Below are 14,727 nucleotides of genomic sequence, written 5' to 3'. Positions count from 1 at the left end.
GTCAGCTCAGTTCTTCTGCCGCCACTGCTCGCGCCAGAGTCGGTCCAGCTGCGGTGCCAGCGCCGCCGGTGGTGAGCCCACGAGGCGGTTGCTGCCGTTTCGCTGCACCAGACCGTAGATGCGGCCGGAGCCCTGGTCGTAGAGCGCGATCGCGTTGTTGTCGAAGCAGTCGTGCGGCTTGCAGAAGGCGTGCAGGAGGTAGCGCGTGCCCTCGACCGTCACCCATTGCGGCTCGGGCGCCGGGCCTTCGCGGCGCACCAGCCAGCGGTCGTTCTCGCGAGCGCCAAGGGCGGCGCGCCAGGCCTTCTGCATTGCCGGGCCTTGCGCCAGCGCTGCGGGGCTGCCTGTGGGCGGGGGAGGCACCTTGGCCTTGGGCTCGGTGGGCGGGGGCTCGGCCCGCGCGGCGCCTTCGCAGCGCCAGTAGCGCTGCTTCATCAACTCGGGGCCCAGCTGGCCAGCGACTGGCTTGTCGGCGTCCAGCGTGATGTACTGGCCGCGCGCCGCGCGGTAGACGAGGAAGGTCATCGAGCCGGCCTTGCCCGCGTCGCTCATCAGCGCCACGTCGAAGCCTGCCGGCGGCGGGCTGTTGCCGAAGAAGCTGTGGGCCGTCTGTGGCTCGCGGGCGACCACGCGGCGCTTGCCGCTCTCTGCGATCAGCATGTCCTGGCGTACCTGCAGCGTCGGCGCCGCGGCGTCGGCGCAGTTCGTCGACCAGCGGCCGCCGTAGAGCGTCATGGCGTCGGGCGGCAGGCCTGCGGCCGGCTGCTGCGACCAGGCCGCGGCCGGGAGGAGGGCTGCCAGCAGGGCGGTGGCCAGCAGCGTCCGGGTGTCGTTCTTCCGTGTCGTCATTCTTCAGGCCGTTTTCGGGGAGGGCGTCTTTGGTTTATAGGCGCAGAAAGTGGACACCGCGCACTCCCAGCACCGCGGCTTGCGCGCCACGCAGATGTAGCGGCCATGCAGGATCAGCCAGTGGTGCGCATGCAGCCGGTACTCCGGCGGAACGCGCTTCTCGAGCTTGAGCTCCACTTCGAGCGGCGTCTTGCCGGGCGCGAGCCCGGTGCGGTTGCCGACGCGAAAGATGTGCGTGTCGACCGCGATCGTCGCTTCGCCGAAGGCCACGTTCAGCACCACGTTCGCGGTCTTGCGGCCGACGCCGGGCAGCGCCTCCAGCTCGGCGCGGGTGCGCGGCACCTCGCCGCCGTGCAGCTCCACCAGCATGCGGCAGGCCTCGATCAGGTGCTTGGCCTTGCTGCGGTACAGGCCGATGGTCTTGATGTATTCCTCCAGTCCCTCGACACCCAGGTCGAGGATGGCCTGCGGCGTGTTCGCCACCGGAAACAGCTTGCGGGTGGCCTTGTTCACGCCCACGTCGGTGGCCTGCGCCGACAGCAGCACGGCGGCCAGCAGCTCGAAGGGGGTCGTGTATTCGAGCTCGGTCTCGGGTGTGGGGTTGGCCGCCTGCAGGGTGGCGAAGAAGAGGGGGATGTTGTCTTTTTTCATTGGGCTTCGTGAGGGCGGCTCGCGCAATATATCGTTGAAAGGCGATAGCCTTACGCAGCTTTATTGCCCGAGCTTTGGTGACAATGTCACCCAGAAAGTGAGACCGACCATGCAATTCGCCTCCCGCCTCGACAACGTCGAGACATCCGCCATCCGCGAACTCTTCAAGCTGCTGGGCAAGCCCGGCATCATCAGCTTTGCGGGCGGCTTCCCCGATAGCGCCATGTTCGACGTCGAGGGCCTCAAGGAGGCGAGCAACAAGGCGCTCACCGAAGAACCCGGCGGCGCGCTGCAATACGGCGCTACCGAAGGCTACGAGCCGCTGCGCGCCCAACTCAGCGCCTTCATGAAGACCAAGGGCGTCGACGTCGACCCCAGCGGCCTGATCGTCACCACCGGCAGCCAGCAGGCGCTGGACCTGCTGGGCAAGACCATGATCTCGCCCGGCGACAAGGTGATCGTCGAGGGCCCGACCTTCCTGGCAACCATCCAGTGCTTCCGCCTTTATGGCGCGCAGCTCATCAGTGCGCCCATCGACGCCAACGGCGTGAAGACCGACGAGCTCGAAAAGCTCATTGCCGAGCACAAGCCCAAGTTCGTCTACCTGATCCCTACCTTCGGCAACCCCAGCGGCGCGATGCTCACGCTGGAGCGCCGCAAGAAGGTGCTCGAGCTGGCCGTGAAGTACCAGACGCTGATCGTCGAGGACGACCCCTACGGCGATCTCTACTTCGGCGAAGCCCCGCCGCCGTCGATCCTTGCGCTGAGCAAAGATGTGCCCGGCAGCCGCGAACTGCTGGCGCATTGCGGCAGCCTGAGCAAGGTTCTGAGCCCCGGCCTGCGCATCGGCTGGATGATTGCCCCGCCCGAGCTGCTGGCCAAGGCGACGATGTGCAAGCAGTTCAGCGACGCGCACACGAGCACCTTCTCGCAGGCCACAGCGGCCCAGTACCTCAAGAGCGGCCGCATGCCCGCCACGCTGGCGCATGTGCGCGAGGTGTACGGCCAGCGCGCGCAGGCCATGGGCGCGGCACTGAAACGCGAGCTGGGCGATGCGGTGAGCTTCACGCAGCCCAACGGCGGCCTGTTCTTCTGGGCGCGCCTCACGGGTGCCAACGGCAAGCTGGCCGATGCGAACGAACTGGCCAAGCGCGCGATCGAGAAGCTCGTGGCCTTCGTGCCTGGCGCGCCGTTCTTTGCCGAGAAGCCCGATGTTGCGACGCTGCGTCTGAGCTTCGCGACGGCCGATGTGGCCAAGATCGAAGAGGGCGTGAAGCGCCTCGGTCAAGCGCTGTAAATCACGGCGATCGGTGCAGCCGGGGCGCCGCAAGCAGCTCCAGGTTGTCCGCAATGGCCGCATCCACGTTCGGATAGCGGCCTTTCATTTTCGAGAGCGTCATGATGGTCTGCAGCGCCTTCAGGTCCTTGACCGAGGGCGCGACCTTGATCTGCGCGATGGCGGCGGTGGGGTTGCCACCGTTGATCAATGCCATCACCTTGCTTGCCCAGTCGTTTGCGCGCGCCATGTCTTTACCTGCTTCCATTCGAAGCGCCGACTGTACACAGCGCAGCGGCCGTCGCTGCCAAGACCATCACGCGATATCCGCGAATCCCCCGAAGAAGGCGCTTGCGTTGGCTTCCAGGCTCTCGAGGTGATAGCCGCCTTCCTGGACGATCAATGTCGGCAGGCCCAGGGCACCCACGGCCTTGCCCAGGCGCCCGAAACCCTCGGTCGTCACCGCGACCTGGGACTGCGGATCGTCCTTGTAGATGTCGAAGCCGAGCGCCAGCACCAGCGCGTCAGGCGCGAAACTCCGCAGCACTTTCGTTGCATCGTCGAGCCGCTCGAAGAAGGTCTCTTCCGGCGCGCCGTGCGGCATCGGGAAGTTGACGTTGAAGCCTTCGCCCCCGTCGGCCCCGCGCTCGTCCTCGTAGCCGGCCACTGCCGGGTAGAAGTTGGTCGGGTCGCCGTGGATCGAAACGTACATCACGTCGCTGCGGCCATAGAAGATTTCCTGCACGCCCTGGCCGTGGTGCATGTCGGTGTCGAGCACCGCTACACGGGCGAAGCGCCCGCGCAGCGCCTGGGCGGCGATGGCGGCGTTGTTCAGGTAGCAGAAACCGCCGGCGGCGTCGACGCGTGCATGGTGGCCGGGAGGGCGGCACAGCGCATAGGCTGCGCGGGCGCCGTCGGTGATGGCCGCTGCGCCGGCCACCGCACTCTGGGCTGACCAGTACGCGGAGCGCCAGGTCTCGGCTCCGACCGGGCAACTGCCGTCGGCCAGGTAGCGCGCCGCCTTGGCGAGGATGCCGCGCAGGCGGTTGGGCTCCCGCACGTAGACGTTCGACATCACCTCGTCGCCCCAGTCGGGTGGCATCTGCTTCCATTCGCCGTGCGCTTCTTCGAGAAAACGCAGGTAGTCGCCGCTGTGCACAGCGGCCAATGGCGCCATGCCGGCATCAGCCGGTGTCTGAAGATCGAAGCCGAGCGATTGCACGGCGGCGACGAGCCGCAGCGCGCGCTCGGGAATTTCCTGCGGCGTGCGCATCTGTCCGCGCGACAGATAGCTGCGCGGATGGTGCAGCAACTGCTCCGGATGAAAAAAGGTCAGCATGGGTGATTCGGCGTGGCCGCCGCAAAATTTGCCTGGCAACCATGGTAGCGAGCAAGATCGGTGCCCATCCAGGGCATCGGGCGGTGCCGGATTCGGTGGCTTTCACATTGGTTACGATCACCCATGAGAAAAACCTTTCAGCTTCAGGTCGAGGGCAAGCACCCCGACCGTCTCCTCGAAGCCATCAAGCACGAGATCCGCAAGTACATCAAGCGCGAGCGGCGGCGCGTATTGCCAGAAGGCGCGGACTTCTGGGACTTCGACTGCAAGTTCGGCACCGAGGCCGAGAACGCCGAAGTCGTTCACCTGTCGGCCATCACCGGCCTCATCGACGGCGTTGTGAAAGAAGCCGGCAAGCAGTTCTACGTCGAAATCCTGGCCAAGCCCGGCCAGCGCAAGGCTCGCCCAGCGGGCGAAGCCGCGGCGTCGCCCGACGCTGAAGACTGACCCTCGCTCAGACCAGCGCCTGCGCCAGCCGCAGGCCGTGGCGCTGCTCCGCAGCGTGCAGCGAGCGCGCAATCGACGGGTGCAGCCGCACCCCGTTCTTCGACTGCGCTTCCCGACGCTTCAACCCGCCTTCGCCCGGCAGCCGCACAGGCTTGGCCGGGTCGATGGGCGTGTTGTCGCGGCACTTCGCCGCCACATGGTCCATCTGGTGCAGGAAGGCTTCCTTGCCGCCGAAGGCGTTCAGGTCATGCAGCGTGATGTGCACCGTCGCGCCCCAGCCCTCGGGCGGGTCGGCCCGGCCATGGCCTGCGAGGCCGGCCGTGAGCGTCTCGACCAGCAGCGCCATTCCGTAGCCCTTGTGCCCGTGGCTCAGGCCGCCGACCGGCAGCAGCGTGCCGGGCGGCTGGTCGAACAGCACTTGCGGGTTGTTCGACGGCTTGCCGGTGGCGTCGATCAGCCATTCCTCGGCGAATGTCTCGCCGGCCGCGCGCTTGCGGTTGCTCATGCCGTTGGTTGTGATGGAAGCCGAGATGTCGACCATCACGCCGCCCTGCGAAAGCGGAAAGCCCATGGCCAGCGGGTTCGGCGTGAACACAGCCTGCGTGCCGCCGAAGGGCGCGACGCTGGCGGCATTGGGGTCGGAGCAGGCCAGCAGCATCAGCATGTCTTCCTGCAGCGCGCGCAGCATGTAGACGGCGAGGCAGGCGATGTGGTGGCTGCGGCGGATGACCAGCGAGGCGGTGCCCAGCTCGCGGGCGCGCGGCACCAGCAGGTCCATGCCCTGGTCCATGAGCCAGGGGCCGGGCAGGCGCTTGCCGTCCCACAGCACGGCGGCGGGGCGGTCCGACAGCACTTCGGGGGCGCCGTCGCGCGTCATGCCGCCTGACTCGATTTCCTTCACGTAGCCGGCCAGCAATGCGAGACCGTGCGTGTCGTGGCCCAGCAGGTCGCCTTCGACCAGCGTGCGCGCCACGCTGTCGGCCTTCGATGCAGCGAGGCCGGCTTTCTGCAGCAGGGCGCTGGCGTAGTCCCTGAGCGCGTCGGCGCTGTAGAGCGGAGTGGTGTCGGTCATTTCAATACCTCCAGCACGCGGTCGAGGCCGCCTTCGTTGATGGCCACCATGGCCTGCTCGCGCACCTTCGGCTTGGCGTGATACGCGACCGAGAGGCCGGCCTCGCCCATCATCGGCAGGTCGTTGGCGCCGTCGCCCACGGCGATGGTTTCCTGCGGCGAGATGCCCATGAGCGACGCCACTTCGAGCAGCGTGCGGCGCTTTTCGGCGCCGTCGCAGATGTCGCCCCAGCTCTGCGTGACGACCTGGCCGGTGAGCTTGCCGCCGGCTTCGTCGAGCAGATTGGAGCGCGCGAAGTCGATGCCCAGCCGGTCCTTCACTCGGTTCGCAAAGAAGGTGAAGCCGCCCGAAACCAGCAGCACCTTGAGGCCGGCCGCCTTGCAGGCTGCGACCAGTTCGGCAGCACCCGGGTTGAGCTTCAGGCGCTCGTCGTACACCTGCTGCAGCGCTTCGACCGGCACGCCCTGCAGCAGCGCCACGCGGCGGCGCAGGCTTTCCTTGAAGTCCTTGATCTCGCCACGCATCGTGGCTTCGGTGATCGCGGCCACCTCTGCCTTCTTGCCGACCGCATCGGCGATCTCGTCGATGCACTCGATGTTGATCAGCGTCGAGTCCATGTCGAACGCGATCAGCTTGAAGTCGGCGAGCTTGAGCGGCGGCTTCACGCGCTGGATGACGAGGCCGGGGGAGATTTCTGTAGCGCTCATGCGGTGACGGTTTCCTTGACGATGGGTTGGCCCAGGCTGCGCAGCACGTCGCGCACCAGCTGGGCCCGGTCTTTCGGCTCTTTCAGTTCGCGCTCGATGCGCAGTTTTTCGTTGCCGGCGAGCTTGATGTGCTTGTTCTTCTGGATCAGCTGGATGATGGCCATGCCATCGACCGGCGCGTCCTTCTTGAAGGTGATGTTGATGATGCCGGGCGCCGCATCGACCTTCACCACGCCGTAGGGCCGCGCCAGCACACGCAGGCGGTGCGTGTCGATCAGCGTCTGCGCCTGCGGCGGCAGCTTGCCGAAGCGGTCGACGATTTCTTCCAGCAGCGTGTCGATCTGGTCGGGCGTCTTTGCGGTGGCCAGCTTCTTGTAGAACGACAGCCGCAGGTGCACGTCGCCGCAGTAGTCGTCGGGCAGCAGGGCGGGTGCGTGGAGGTTGATTTCGGTCGTGACCGACAGCGGCGACAGCAGGTCGGGCTCCTGGCCGGCCTTCAGCGCGCGCACGGCCTCGCTCAGCATCTCGTTGTAGAGCTGGAAGCCGATCTCCATCATGTTGCCGCTCTGGTTTTCGCCCAGCACCTCGCCGGTGCCGCGGATCTCCAGGTCGTGCATGGCCAGGTAGAAGCCGGAGCCCAGTTCTTCCATCTGCTGGATGGCGTCGAGCCGCTGCGCCGCGTGCTTGGTCAGGCCTTCGGTGTCGGGCACCATGAGGTAGGCGTACGCTTGGTGGTGCGAACGCCCGACGCGGCCGCGCAGCTGGTGCAACTGCGCCAGGCCGAACTTGTCGGCGCGGCTCATCACGATGGTGTTGGCGGTCGGCACGTCGATGCCGGTCTCGATGATGGTCGAGCACAGCAGCAGGTTGTAGCGTTGCGCCACGAAGTCGCGCATCACGCGCTCCAGCTCGCGCTCGGGCATCTGGCCATGGGCCACGGCGATGCGGGCTTCAGGCAATATTTCTTCGAGCTTCTGGCGGCGGTTCTCGATGGTCTCGACCTCGTTGTGCAGAAAGTAGACCTGCCCGCCGCGCTTGAGCTCGCGCAGCACGGCTTCGCGGATCACGCCGGTGCCTTCGTTGCGCACGAATGTCTTGATGGCCAGCCGGCGCTGCGGCGCGGTGGCGATCACGCTCAGGTCGCGCAGGCCTTCGAGCGCCATGCCCAGCGTGCGCGGAATCGGCGTGGCCGTCAGCGTCAGCACGTCGACCTCGGCGCGCATGGCCTTCATCGCCTCTTTATGGCGCACGCCGAAGCGATGCTCCTCGTCGATGATGAGCAGGCCCAGGTTCTTGAACTTGACCGACTGCGAGAGCAGCTTGTGCGTGCCGACCACGATGTCGACCTGGCCCTCGGCCAGGCCCTTGGCTGCGGCGGTGATTTCCTTGGCCGAGCGGAAGCGGCTCATCTCTGCCACCTTCACGGGCCATTTGGCGAATCGATCGACCAGCGTCTGATAGTGCTGCTCGGCCAGCAGCGTGGTGGGCGCAAGAAACGCCACCTGCTTGCCGCCGGTGACGGCGATGAAGGCGGCGCGCAGCGCAACCTCGGTCTTGCCGAAGCCCACGTCGCCGCACACGAGGCGGTCCATCGGCTGGGGCGAGATCATGTCCTGCACCACGGCGTGGATGGCCGCCTTCTGGTCGGCGGTTTCCTGGAAGCCGAAGTCGTTGGAAAACACCTCGTAGTCGGCCGGCGAGTAGCGGAAGGCGTGGCCTTCGCGCGCGGCGCGGCGGGCGTAGATGTTGAGCAGCTCGGCGGCGGAGTCGCGCACCTGCTCGGCCGCCTTGCGCTTGGCCTTTTCCCACTGGCCGGAGCCCAGCTTGTGCAGCGGCGCCTCGTCGGCGCTGACGCCGGTGTAGCGGCTGATCTGGTGCAACTGCGAGACGGGTACGTAGAGCGTGGCCTTGTCGGCGTACTCCAGGTGCAGCATTTCCTGCAGCAGCGGCTTGCCTTCGGCGTCGGTGCCCTGGCCCAGGTCCATGTGGATCAGGCCGCGGTAGCGGCCGATGCCGTGCGCGCTGTGGACCACCGGGTCGCCCACGTTGAGCTCGGACAGGTCCTTGATGAGCGCCTCGACGTCGCTGACCTGTTCCTGCTTCTTGTTGCGCCGGCGCGTGGTGGGCGCGGTGGCGAACAGCTCGGTCTCGGTGACGAGGTCGATGCCCTGTTCGCGCCAGGCGAAACCCGAGGCCAGCGCGGCGGTGGCGATGCCGATCTTTTCGTCGGCGGAGGCTTCGAACTCGGCCAGCGAGTCGAAGGCCGGCGGGCTCACGCCGCTGGCGCGCAGGAAGTCGAGCAGGCTCTCGCGGCGGCCGTCGCTTTCGGCGATCAGCAGCACGCGGTGCGGCGTGGCGCGGATGTGGGCCTTGAGGCCGACCAGTGGGTCTTCGGCACCGCGCACCACGGCGAACGGCGGCAGCTTGTCGAACTCGGCGTAGGGCGCGTCCGTAGGCACGTCACCGCGAATTGCGAGCTGCGCATGGGGCTTGGCGCGCTGGTAGAACTGCTCGGCGTTCAGGAACAGCGCCTCGGGCGGCAGGGCGGGGCGCTCGGGGTCGCCGCGCACCAGCCGGTAGCGCTCGTTGGTGTCCTGCCAGAAATGCTGGAAGGCCGGCTCGAGATCGCCGTGCAGCACCACGGTGGCATCCGGCCCGAGGTAGTCGAACACCGTGGCCGTCTCGTCGAAGAACAGAGGCAGGTAGTACTCGATGCCGGCGGTGGCCACGCCGTTGCCCATGTCCTTGTAGATGCGGCTTTTGGTCGGGTCGCCTTCGAGCAGTTCGCGCCAGCGGCTGCGAAAGCGCCCGCGCGCGTCGTCGTCCATCGGGAACTCGCGGCCCGGCAGCAGCCGCACTTCGGGCACCGGGTACAGGCTGCGCTGGGTGTCGGGGTCGAAGGTGCGGATGGAGTCGATCTCGTCGTCGAACAGGTCGACGCGGAAAGGCACCGGCGAGCCCATGGGGAACAGATCGATCAGGCCGCCGCGCACCGCGTATTCGCCGGGGCTCACCACCTGGGTCACATGGGTGTAGCCGGCCAGCGTGAGCTGGGCCTTGAGCTTCGACTCTTCCAGCTTCTGCTTGGCCTTGAAATGGAAGGTATAGCCAGCCAGGAAGGCGGGCGGCGCCAGCCGGTAGAGCGCGGTGGTGGCGGGCACCAGCACCACGTCGGCCTCTTTCTGGCTGATGCGCCAGAGGGTGGCAAGGCGCTCGCTGATCAGGTCCTGGTGGGGCGAGAAGCTGTCGTAGGGCAGCGTTTCCCAGTCGGGGAACAGGGCACAGCGCAGGTCGGGCGCGAAGAAGGCGATCTCGTCGATCAGGCGCTGGGCGTCGTTGGCGTCGGCCGTGAACATCGCCGTGGCGCGCCCCGCGGCTTTCTCGCGCATGGCCAGCTGCGCCAGCAGCAAGGCATCGGCCGACAACGGGGGACGCGGCAGCGTGAAACGCTTGCCCGCCGTGAGGTGGGGGAGGTCCATGGAACGCTTGGTGGAAATGCACAACACCCCGCGCCGGCTGGCGAGGGGTGTGCGTAACGGGCAATTCTAGAATGGCGGCCCCTTATTCGCTTGTCGGCCACCGCCGACGCCGGGCTCCCCCTCATGTCCTCTTCCCGACTCTTCGTGCTGATCCCGTGTGCCGGCTCCGGCTATCGCGCGGGGCATGCGCAGTCCACCCAGCCCAAGCAGTACCGGCGCCTGGCCGGCCTGCCGATGGTGGCCCACACGCTGGAGGCCTTTCGCGCGCTGGCGGGGCGCTTCGCCGGGCTGGCGCTGGTGGTGTCGCCGGACGACCGCGATGTGGATGCGGTGCTGCCGCGCTTTCCCGCCGAGAACGAATACCTGCTGCGCGTGGGCGGCGTGACCCGCGCGGCCACGGTGCGCAATGGCCTCGTGGCGCTGCGGCAGAAGGGCGCTGGCGCACACGACTGGGTGCTGGTGCACGACGCGGCGCGCTGCCTCGTCACCTCGAGCCAGATCGAAGCGCTGATCGCGGCCTGCGAGCACGACGCCGTCGGTGGCCTGCTGGCGCAGCGGCTGGCGGACACGCTGAAGTCATCGACCACCGAAAGCCGCGTGGCCCAGACCCTGCCGCGCGCCGACAAGTGGCTGGCGCAGACGCCGCAGATGTTCCGCATCGGCATGCTGCTCGACGCGCTGGAACGCACAGGCGACACCGTGACCGACGAGGCCGGCGCCATCGAGGCGGTAGGCCTGTCGCCGTTGCTGGTGCCGGGCAGTGCGCAGAACTTCAAGGTGACGTTCCCCGAAGACTTCGCCCTGGCCGAAGCGGTTCTGTTGGGCCGCAAGAAGGGCCTGGCATGACGAGCGCTTTCAATATCCGCGTGGGCGAGGGCTGGGACGTTCACCAGCTGGTGGCGGGGCGCAAGCTGATCCTGGGCGGCATCGAGGTGCCGCACACCACCGGCCTGCTGGGGCACTCGGACGCCGACGTGCTGCTGCACGCCATTACCGATGCGCTGCTGGGTGGTGCGGGGCTGGGCGACATCGGCCGGCATTTTCCGGACACCGATCCGCAGTTTCGCGGCGCCGATTCGTCGGTGCTGCTGGCCGAGGCGGCGCGCCGGGTGCGCGCGGCGGGCTGGGAGATCGGGAATGTCGACAGCACCGTGATCGCGCAGGCGCCCAAGCTCGCGCCGCACATTCCGCTCATGTGCCAGCGCATCGCCGACACGCTGGGCATTGCGATCGAGCAGGTGAACGTGAAGGCGAAGACGGCCGAGAAGCTCGGCCCGGTGGGCGAGGGCCGCGCGATGGAAGCTCGCGCGGCCGTTCTTCTTCACCGCTGACGCGGTCGGATCAGACCGGCTTCTTGCCGCCGCCCTGCGGCTCGCCGGGCTTGGCGCTGCCCGGCGGCATCGCGCGCGGCATCCGGATGTGTGCCGCCAGGCCGCGGCCCGGCGTGCTTGTCAGCGCAAAGGTGCCGCCCATGCGCTCGATGTTCTTCGCCACGATCGACAGGCCCAGGCCCGCACCGGCGGCTGACGTGCGCGCCGCATCGCCGCGGAAGAAGGGCTTGGTCAGCTGCGAGAGCAGGGCGGGCTCGACGCCCGCGCCGTGGTCGCGCACCTTGATCAGCACCGCGTCGTTGTTGGCCTGCGCCTGGATCGTCACGTCGGCCACGCCTGTGGAGGGCGATTTGCCGTAGCGCCGCGCGTTCTCGACCAGGTTGGAAATCACGCGCGTGAGTTCGACTTCGTCGCCCAGCACCCGCAGGTCGGGGGGCACCTCGACCTTGATGTTCATCTCCTCGTAGTCCTGCACTGCATAGGTACAGGCATCCACCACGTCGCGCAGCAGCACGGGGCGCGGATCGACATGGTCGGGCCGCGCGTAGTCGAGGAACTTGTCGATGATCGCGTCGAGTTGGGCGATGTCAGCGGCCATGTGGTCGCGCGCGTCTTCGTCGGCCACGCTCATTTCGGTTTCCAGCCGCAGCCGGGCCAGTGGCGTACGCAGGTCGTGCGAGATGCCGGCCAGCATGATGGCGCGGTCCTGCTCGATCTTGGCGAGCTGGTCCGCCATTCGGTTGAAGCCGATGTTGACCGCGCGGATCTCATTGGTGCGGGCGCGCTCGTCGAGCCGGTGTGCCTCGTACTCGCCTTCGCGCACCTGCATGGTCGCGCGCGACAGCTGCTTGAGCGGCAGGTTGATGAGCCGGGTGATCAGCGCCGCGCCGGCCAGCGACAGCGCCATGGCGGTGCTGAGCCACACCAGCCAGGTGCGCCCGCCCACGCGGCTGAAGCGCGTGGGGTCGAGCAGCAGCCAGTAGGTGTCGCTCTCGATGGTGAAGCCGATCCACAGGCCCGCCTCGTCGTTCACGCGGCTTGCGACCGTGGTGCCTTCGCCCAATTGGTCGATCAGCTCCTCGGTCACGCGCAGGTCGAGCGCGCCGCTGGTGTAGGGCTGGAACCGGTCGTTGGGCTCGCGCGGCAGGATGCGCACGCCCTCCTGGTCGGCCAGCGTCTTGATCAGCGACACCCGGGTGATGGCGTCCGAATACACCAGCGCGGCGCGCGTGAGGTTCACGAGCGAGGCGATCTGGTGCGCGGTTTGAATGGCGCGGGGCTCGTATTCGAGCGAGCGGAAGGTCTGCAGCCAGGCGACGGTACAGCCGATCAGCAGCAGCGCCAGCAGGAAGAAGGTGCGCCAGAAAAGGCTGAAGCCCAGCTTGAGGCCGGGGCGTCGGTCACGTTGCGCGCTCGCTTCGAGCGGGCTCGGCATCGTGACTTGTGCGCCGTCCTCCTGAGCGGGGCCTGGTCTGGTGGATTGGCCGATGGCCACCTCTCAACGTGGCGTCAGGCCGTGCCGTCCGGCACGAACACGTAGCCCACGCCCCAGACGGTCTGGATGTAGCGCGGCGCTGCGGCGTCGGACTCGACCAGCTTGCGCAGGCGCGAAATCTGCACGTCCAGGCTGCGGTCGAAGGGCTCGAACTCGCGCCCGCGCGCCAGCTGGGCCAGCTTTTCGCGCGACAGCGGTTGACGCGGATGGCGCACCAGCGCCTTCAGCATCGCGAACTCGCCGGTGGTCAGCGAGAGCTCTTCGCCATCCTTTTTCAAGGTGCGCGAGCCGAGATCGAAGGCGAACGGGCCGAAAGTGACGGTCTCGTTCTCCGTGGAAGGGGCACCCGGCGCTTCGAGCGGCGGGCGGCGGCGCAGCACTGCGTGCACACGTGCCAGCAGTTCGCGCGGGTTGAAAGGCTTGCCGAGGTAGTCGTCTGCGCCGACTTCGAGACCGACGATGCGGTCCACGTCTTCGCCCTTGGCGGTGAGCATGATGATCGGCGTGCGGTCGTTGGCCGCGCGCAAGCGTCGGCAGACCGAGAGGCCGTCTTCGCCGGGCATCATCAAGTCGAGCACGATCAGGTCGACCGTGTCGCGCAACAGGATGCGGTTGAGCGCCTTGCCGTCCTCGGCCACGATCACTTCAAAACCTTCCTGGGTCAGATAGCGGCGCAGGAGGTCGCGGATGCGGGCGTCGTCGTCGACGATCACGATCTTGTCGGTGCGAGCGGGAACTTGAGTCATTTCTACAACGATGAATTTGTAACAGGGCCGATTCTGAAGGCGTTGGGTGGTCGTTGAGCCGGATTTACTTATGGTTTGACACTAAGTTACAAAACTTGCGGACGCTCGCCGTCTGGTCATCTGACGTTAGCGCGGAGGTGGCAAAGTCGCTCTTCCTGATGACTTCCACTCAATGAGACGTCCTTTTTCAGCCCTCCCGTTCATCCTCGTTTTCGCCTGCGGCCCGTCGCTGGCGGTGTCTGGCGACTTTTTCAGGGTGGGCGAGGTGCGTCGCAGCGAGGTCCGGGACGCGGTGGCGGCCCATCGGGCCGCGCAGCGCGAGGAAGTCCGCCGCGAACAGGCAATTGCCGGCCGGCGCCTTACCGCCGCCGAGCTGTTCGAGCTGCGGCAGCAGGTCCGCGGCCAATGGACCCCGCCCGCGGCGGGTGCTTTGCTCAATTCGGCAGAATCGCAGCCGGCCGAGCGGATCGTGCCGGTGCCTTCGGCCGCGGACCGCCAGTCGCTGACCGCGCCGCGCAGCCAACGCCGCTGACGCACCGGCTGGCCTGCCTGCGTGCTTGCTAACGCAGGCCTGTTTTTCACACCAACAAAAGGGAGTACTTCGCCTTGAAGAAAAAAATCAAACTGCTCGCGGCCTGCGCCGCCCTGGCCGCTGCCGGTAATGCACTGGCCCAGAACGTCGTCACACCCGCGCCACAGAACGTGCTGCAGCTGACGGCTTCCGGCGCGATCGAAGTCCAGCAGGACATGCTGAGCATGACGCTCGTGACCACCCGCGACGCGACCGACGCAGCCACCGTGCAGACGCAGCTGAAGGCCGCGCTCGACGCCGCACTGGCCGAAGCGAAGAAGAACGCGCAGGCAGGCCAGCTCGACGTGCGCACCGGCAACTTCAGCCTGTCGCCGCGCTACACGAAGGACGGCAAGATCAACGGTTGGCAGGGCTCGACCGAGCTGGTGCTCGAAGGCCGAGACTTCCCGCGCATCACCCAGACGGCCGGCCGCATCACCACGCTCAGCGTGGGCAATGTGGGCTTTGGCCTGAGCCGCGAACAGCGCGCCAAGACCGAGACCGAGGCGCAGAACATCGCCATCGAGAACTTCAAGCAGAAGGCTGGCGAACTGGCCAAGGGCTTCGGCTTCGGCGGCTACACGCTGCGCGAGGTGTCGGTAAACGCGAGCGACAACGGCCCGATCCGCCCGCGCATGATGGCGGTGCAGGCCAAGTCGTTCTCGGCCGATTCGGCTGTGCCGGTCGAAGCCGGCAAGACCAGCGTGGTGGTGAGCGTGTCGGGCTCGGTGCAGCTCAAATAAGAGAAACCCGTACCGACGGGC

General features: G+C 67.4%; 15 protein-coding genes. 6 read left to right on the top strand and 9 right to left on the bottom strand.

The genetic code is table 11. The features are described from left to right. Positions 1-6: 6 nt before the first annotated feature. Together ACSFCA_RS01480 and nth are read right to left on the bottom strand one after the other, a co-directional pair. On the bottom strand, positions 7-849 hold the full coding sequence (locus tag ACSFCA_RS01480) for an Ivy family c-type lysozyme inhibitor (protein ID WP_435458377.1): 843 nt from the start codon (positions 847-849) through the stop codon (positions 7-9). A 3-nt stretch (positions 850-852) separates the two neighbouring features. Next, positions 853-1,500 carry an endonuclease III gene (nth, locus tag ACSFCA_RS01475; protein WP_435458376.1) on the bottom strand — a complete coding sequence of 216 codons (648 nt, stop codon included), beginning with the start codon at positions 1,498-1,500 and terminating at the stop codon, positions 853-855. 109 nt (positions 1,501-1,609) lie between these two features. Between nth and ACSFCA_RS01470 the strand changes: the two genes are divergently transcribed. Beyond that, complete coding sequence (locus ACSFCA_RS01470) at positions 1,610-2,797, top strand: aminotransferase-like domain-containing protein (RefSeq protein ID WP_435458375.1); 1,188 nt, start codon at positions 1,610-1,612, stop codon at positions 2,795-2,797. Position 2,798: 1 nt separating this feature from the next. Here ACSFCA_RS01470 and ACSFCA_RS01465 read toward each other — a convergent pair whose 3' ends face one another. Then, a complete protein-coding gene (locus ACSFCA_RS01465) occupies positions 2,799-3,026 on the bottom strand; it encodes a hypothetical protein (protein ID WP_081267286.1) in 228 nt (75 codons plus the stop codon). Between the two features lie 66 nt (positions 3,027-3,092). Then, positions 3,093-4,115 (bottom strand): histone deacetylase family protein, encoded by a 1,023-nt coding sequence (locus ACSFCA_RS01460; protein ID WP_435458374.1) that lies wholly within the window; start codon positions 4,113-4,115, stop codon positions 3,093-3,095. A gap of 123 nt (positions 4,116-4,238) precedes the next feature. Between ACSFCA_RS01460 and ACSFCA_RS01455 the strand changes: the two genes are divergently transcribed. Beyond that, complete coding sequence (locus ACSFCA_RS01455; RefSeq protein WP_258354467.1) at positions 4,239-4,562, top strand: DUF6172 family protein; 324 nt, start codon at positions 4,239-4,241, stop codon at positions 4,560-4,562. A 7-nt stretch (positions 4,563-4,569) separates the two neighbouring features. Here ACSFCA_RS01455 and ACSFCA_RS01450 read toward each other — a convergent pair whose 3' ends face one another. The 3 genes from ACSFCA_RS01450 to mfd are packed head-to-tail and all read right to left on the bottom strand — an operon-like array spanning position 4,570 to position 9,820. Then, positions 4,570-5,634 carry an Ldh family oxidoreductase gene (locus tag ACSFCA_RS01450; RefSeq protein WP_435458373.1) on the bottom strand — a complete coding sequence of 355 codons (1,065 nt, stop codon included), beginning with the start codon at positions 5,632-5,634 and terminating at the stop codon, positions 4,570-4,572. Next, on the bottom strand, positions 5,631-6,341 hold the full coding sequence (gene serB, locus ACSFCA_RS01445; RefSeq protein ID WP_435458372.1) for a phosphoserine phosphatase SerB: 711 nt from the start codon (positions 6,339-6,341) through the stop codon (positions 5,631-5,633). Before serB ends, ACSFCA_RS01450 begins: the two co-directional genes overlap by 4 nt. Further along, positions 6,338-9,820 (bottom strand): transcription-repair coupling factor, encoded by a 3,483-nt coding sequence (gene mfd / locus ACSFCA_RS01440; RefSeq protein ID WP_435458371.1) that lies wholly within the window; start codon positions 9,818-9,820, stop codon positions 6,338-6,340. The genes serB and mfd overlap by 4 nt, the downstream gene beginning before the upstream one ends. A 123-nt stretch (positions 9,821-9,943) precedes the next feature. On the opposite strand from mfd, the gene ispD reads away from it, so the two are divergent. Beyond that, positions 9,944-10,666 carry a 2-C-methyl-D-erythritol 4-phosphate cytidylyltransferase gene (gene ispD, locus ACSFCA_RS01435; protein WP_093176353.1) on the top strand — a complete coding sequence of 241 codons (723 nt, stop codon included), beginning with the start codon at positions 9,944-9,946 and terminating at the stop codon, positions 10,664-10,666. Further along, a complete protein-coding gene (ispF, locus tag ACSFCA_RS01430; protein ID WP_435458370.1) occupies positions 10,663-11,151 on the top strand; it encodes a 2-C-methyl-D-erythritol 2,4-cyclodiphosphate synthase in 489 nt (162 codons plus the stop codon). The genes ispD and ispF overlap by 4 nt, the downstream gene beginning before the upstream one ends. Positions 11,152-11,161: 10 nt before the next feature. Here the strand turns inward: ispF and ACSFCA_RS01425 are convergent, their stop codons facing one another. Further along, positions 11,162-12,586 carry a sensor histidine kinase gene (locus tag ACSFCA_RS01425; protein ID WP_435458369.1) on the bottom strand — a complete coding sequence of 475 codons (1,425 nt, stop codon included), beginning with the start codon at positions 12,584-12,586 and terminating at the stop codon, positions 11,162-11,164. Positions 12,587-12,660: 74 nt separating this feature from the next. Then, the gene (ompR, locus tag ACSFCA_RS01420; RefSeq protein WP_007837017.1) at positions 12,661-13,392 is read right to left on the bottom strand and encodes an osmolarity response regulator transcription factor OmpR; all 732 of its coding nucleotides are present in this window, start codon (positions 13,390-13,392) and stop codon (positions 12,661-12,663) included. Positions 13,393-13,564: 172 nt separating this feature from the next. Between ompR and ACSFCA_RS01415 the strand changes: the two genes are divergently transcribed. Both ACSFCA_RS01415 and ACSFCA_RS01410 read left to right on the top strand, forming a co-directional pair. After that, the gene (locus ACSFCA_RS01415) at positions 13,565-13,924 is read left to right on the top strand and encodes a hypothetical protein (RefSeq protein WP_258354472.1); all 360 of its coding nucleotides are present in this window, start codon (positions 13,565-13,567) and stop codon (positions 13,922-13,924) included. A 74-nt stretch (positions 13,925-13,998) separates the two neighbouring features. Further along, entirely contained in the window at positions 13,999-14,706 is a 708-nt protein-coding gene (locus ACSFCA_RS01410; protein WP_258354473.1) for an SIMPL domain-containing protein, read from the top strand. Positions 14,707-14,727: the final 21 nt, after the last annotated feature.

Origin of the sequence: Variovorax multivorans, assembly GCF_051216835.1 — a bacterium.
Classification (GTDB): domain Bacteria; phylum Pseudomonadota; class Gammaproteobacteria; order Burkholderiales; family Burkholderiaceae_C; genus Variovorax.
The sequence above is the reverse complement of the archived record's forward strand: the minus strand, read 5'-3'. Positions and strand labels throughout refer to the sequence as shown.

Coding starts and splice junctions, on each gene's coding strand:
- ACSFCA_RS01480 (WP_435458377.1), bottom strand. CDS start 849: ATGACGACACGGAAGAACGACACCCGGACGCTGCTGGCCACCGCCCTG.
- nth (WP_435458376.1), bottom strand. CDS start 1,500: ATGAAAAAAGACAACATCCCCCTCTTCTTCGCCACCCTGCAGGCGGCC.
- ACSFCA_RS01470 (WP_435458375.1), top strand. CDS start 1,610: ATGCAATTCGCCTCCCGCCTCGACAACGTCGAGACATCCGCCATCCGC.
- ACSFCA_RS01465 (WP_081267286.1), bottom strand. CDS start 3,026: ATGGCGCGCGCAAACGACTGGGCAAGCAAGGTGATGGCATTGATCAAC.
- ACSFCA_RS01460 (WP_435458374.1), bottom strand. CDS start 4,115: ATGCTGACCTTTTTTCATCCGGAGCAGTTGCTGCACCATCCGCGCAGC.
- ACSFCA_RS01455 (WP_258354467.1), top strand. CDS start 4,239: ATGAGAAAAACCTTTCAGCTTCAGGTCGAGGGCAAGCACCCCGACCGT.
- ACSFCA_RS01450 (WP_435458373.1), bottom strand. CDS start 5,634: ATGACCGACACCACTCCGCTCTACAGCGCCGACGCGCTCAGGGACTAC.
- serB (WP_435458372.1), bottom strand. CDS start 6,341: ATGAGCGCTACAGAAATCTCCCCCGGCCTCGTCATCCAGCGCGTGAAG.
- mfd (WP_435458371.1), bottom strand. CDS start 9,820: ATGGACCTCCCCCACCTCACGGCGGGCAAGCGTTTCACGCTGCCGCGT.
- ispD (WP_093176353.1), top strand. CDS start 9,944: ATGTCCTCTTCCCGACTCTTCGTGCTGATCCCGTGTGCCGGCTCCGGC.
- ispF (WP_435458370.1), top strand. CDS start 10,663: ATGACGAGCGCTTTCAATATCCGCGTGGGCGAGGGCTGGGACGTTCAC.
- ACSFCA_RS01425 (WP_435458369.1), bottom strand. CDS start 12,586: ATGCCGAGCCCGCTCGAAGCGAGCGCGCAACGTGACCGACGCCCCGGC.
- ompR (WP_007837017.1), bottom strand. CDS start 13,392: ATGACTCAAGTTCCCGCTCGCACCGACAAGATCGTGATCGTCGACGAC.
- ACSFCA_RS01415 (WP_258354472.1), top strand. CDS start 13,565: ATGAGACGTCCTTTTTCAGCCCTCCCGTTCATCCTCGTTTTCGCCTGC.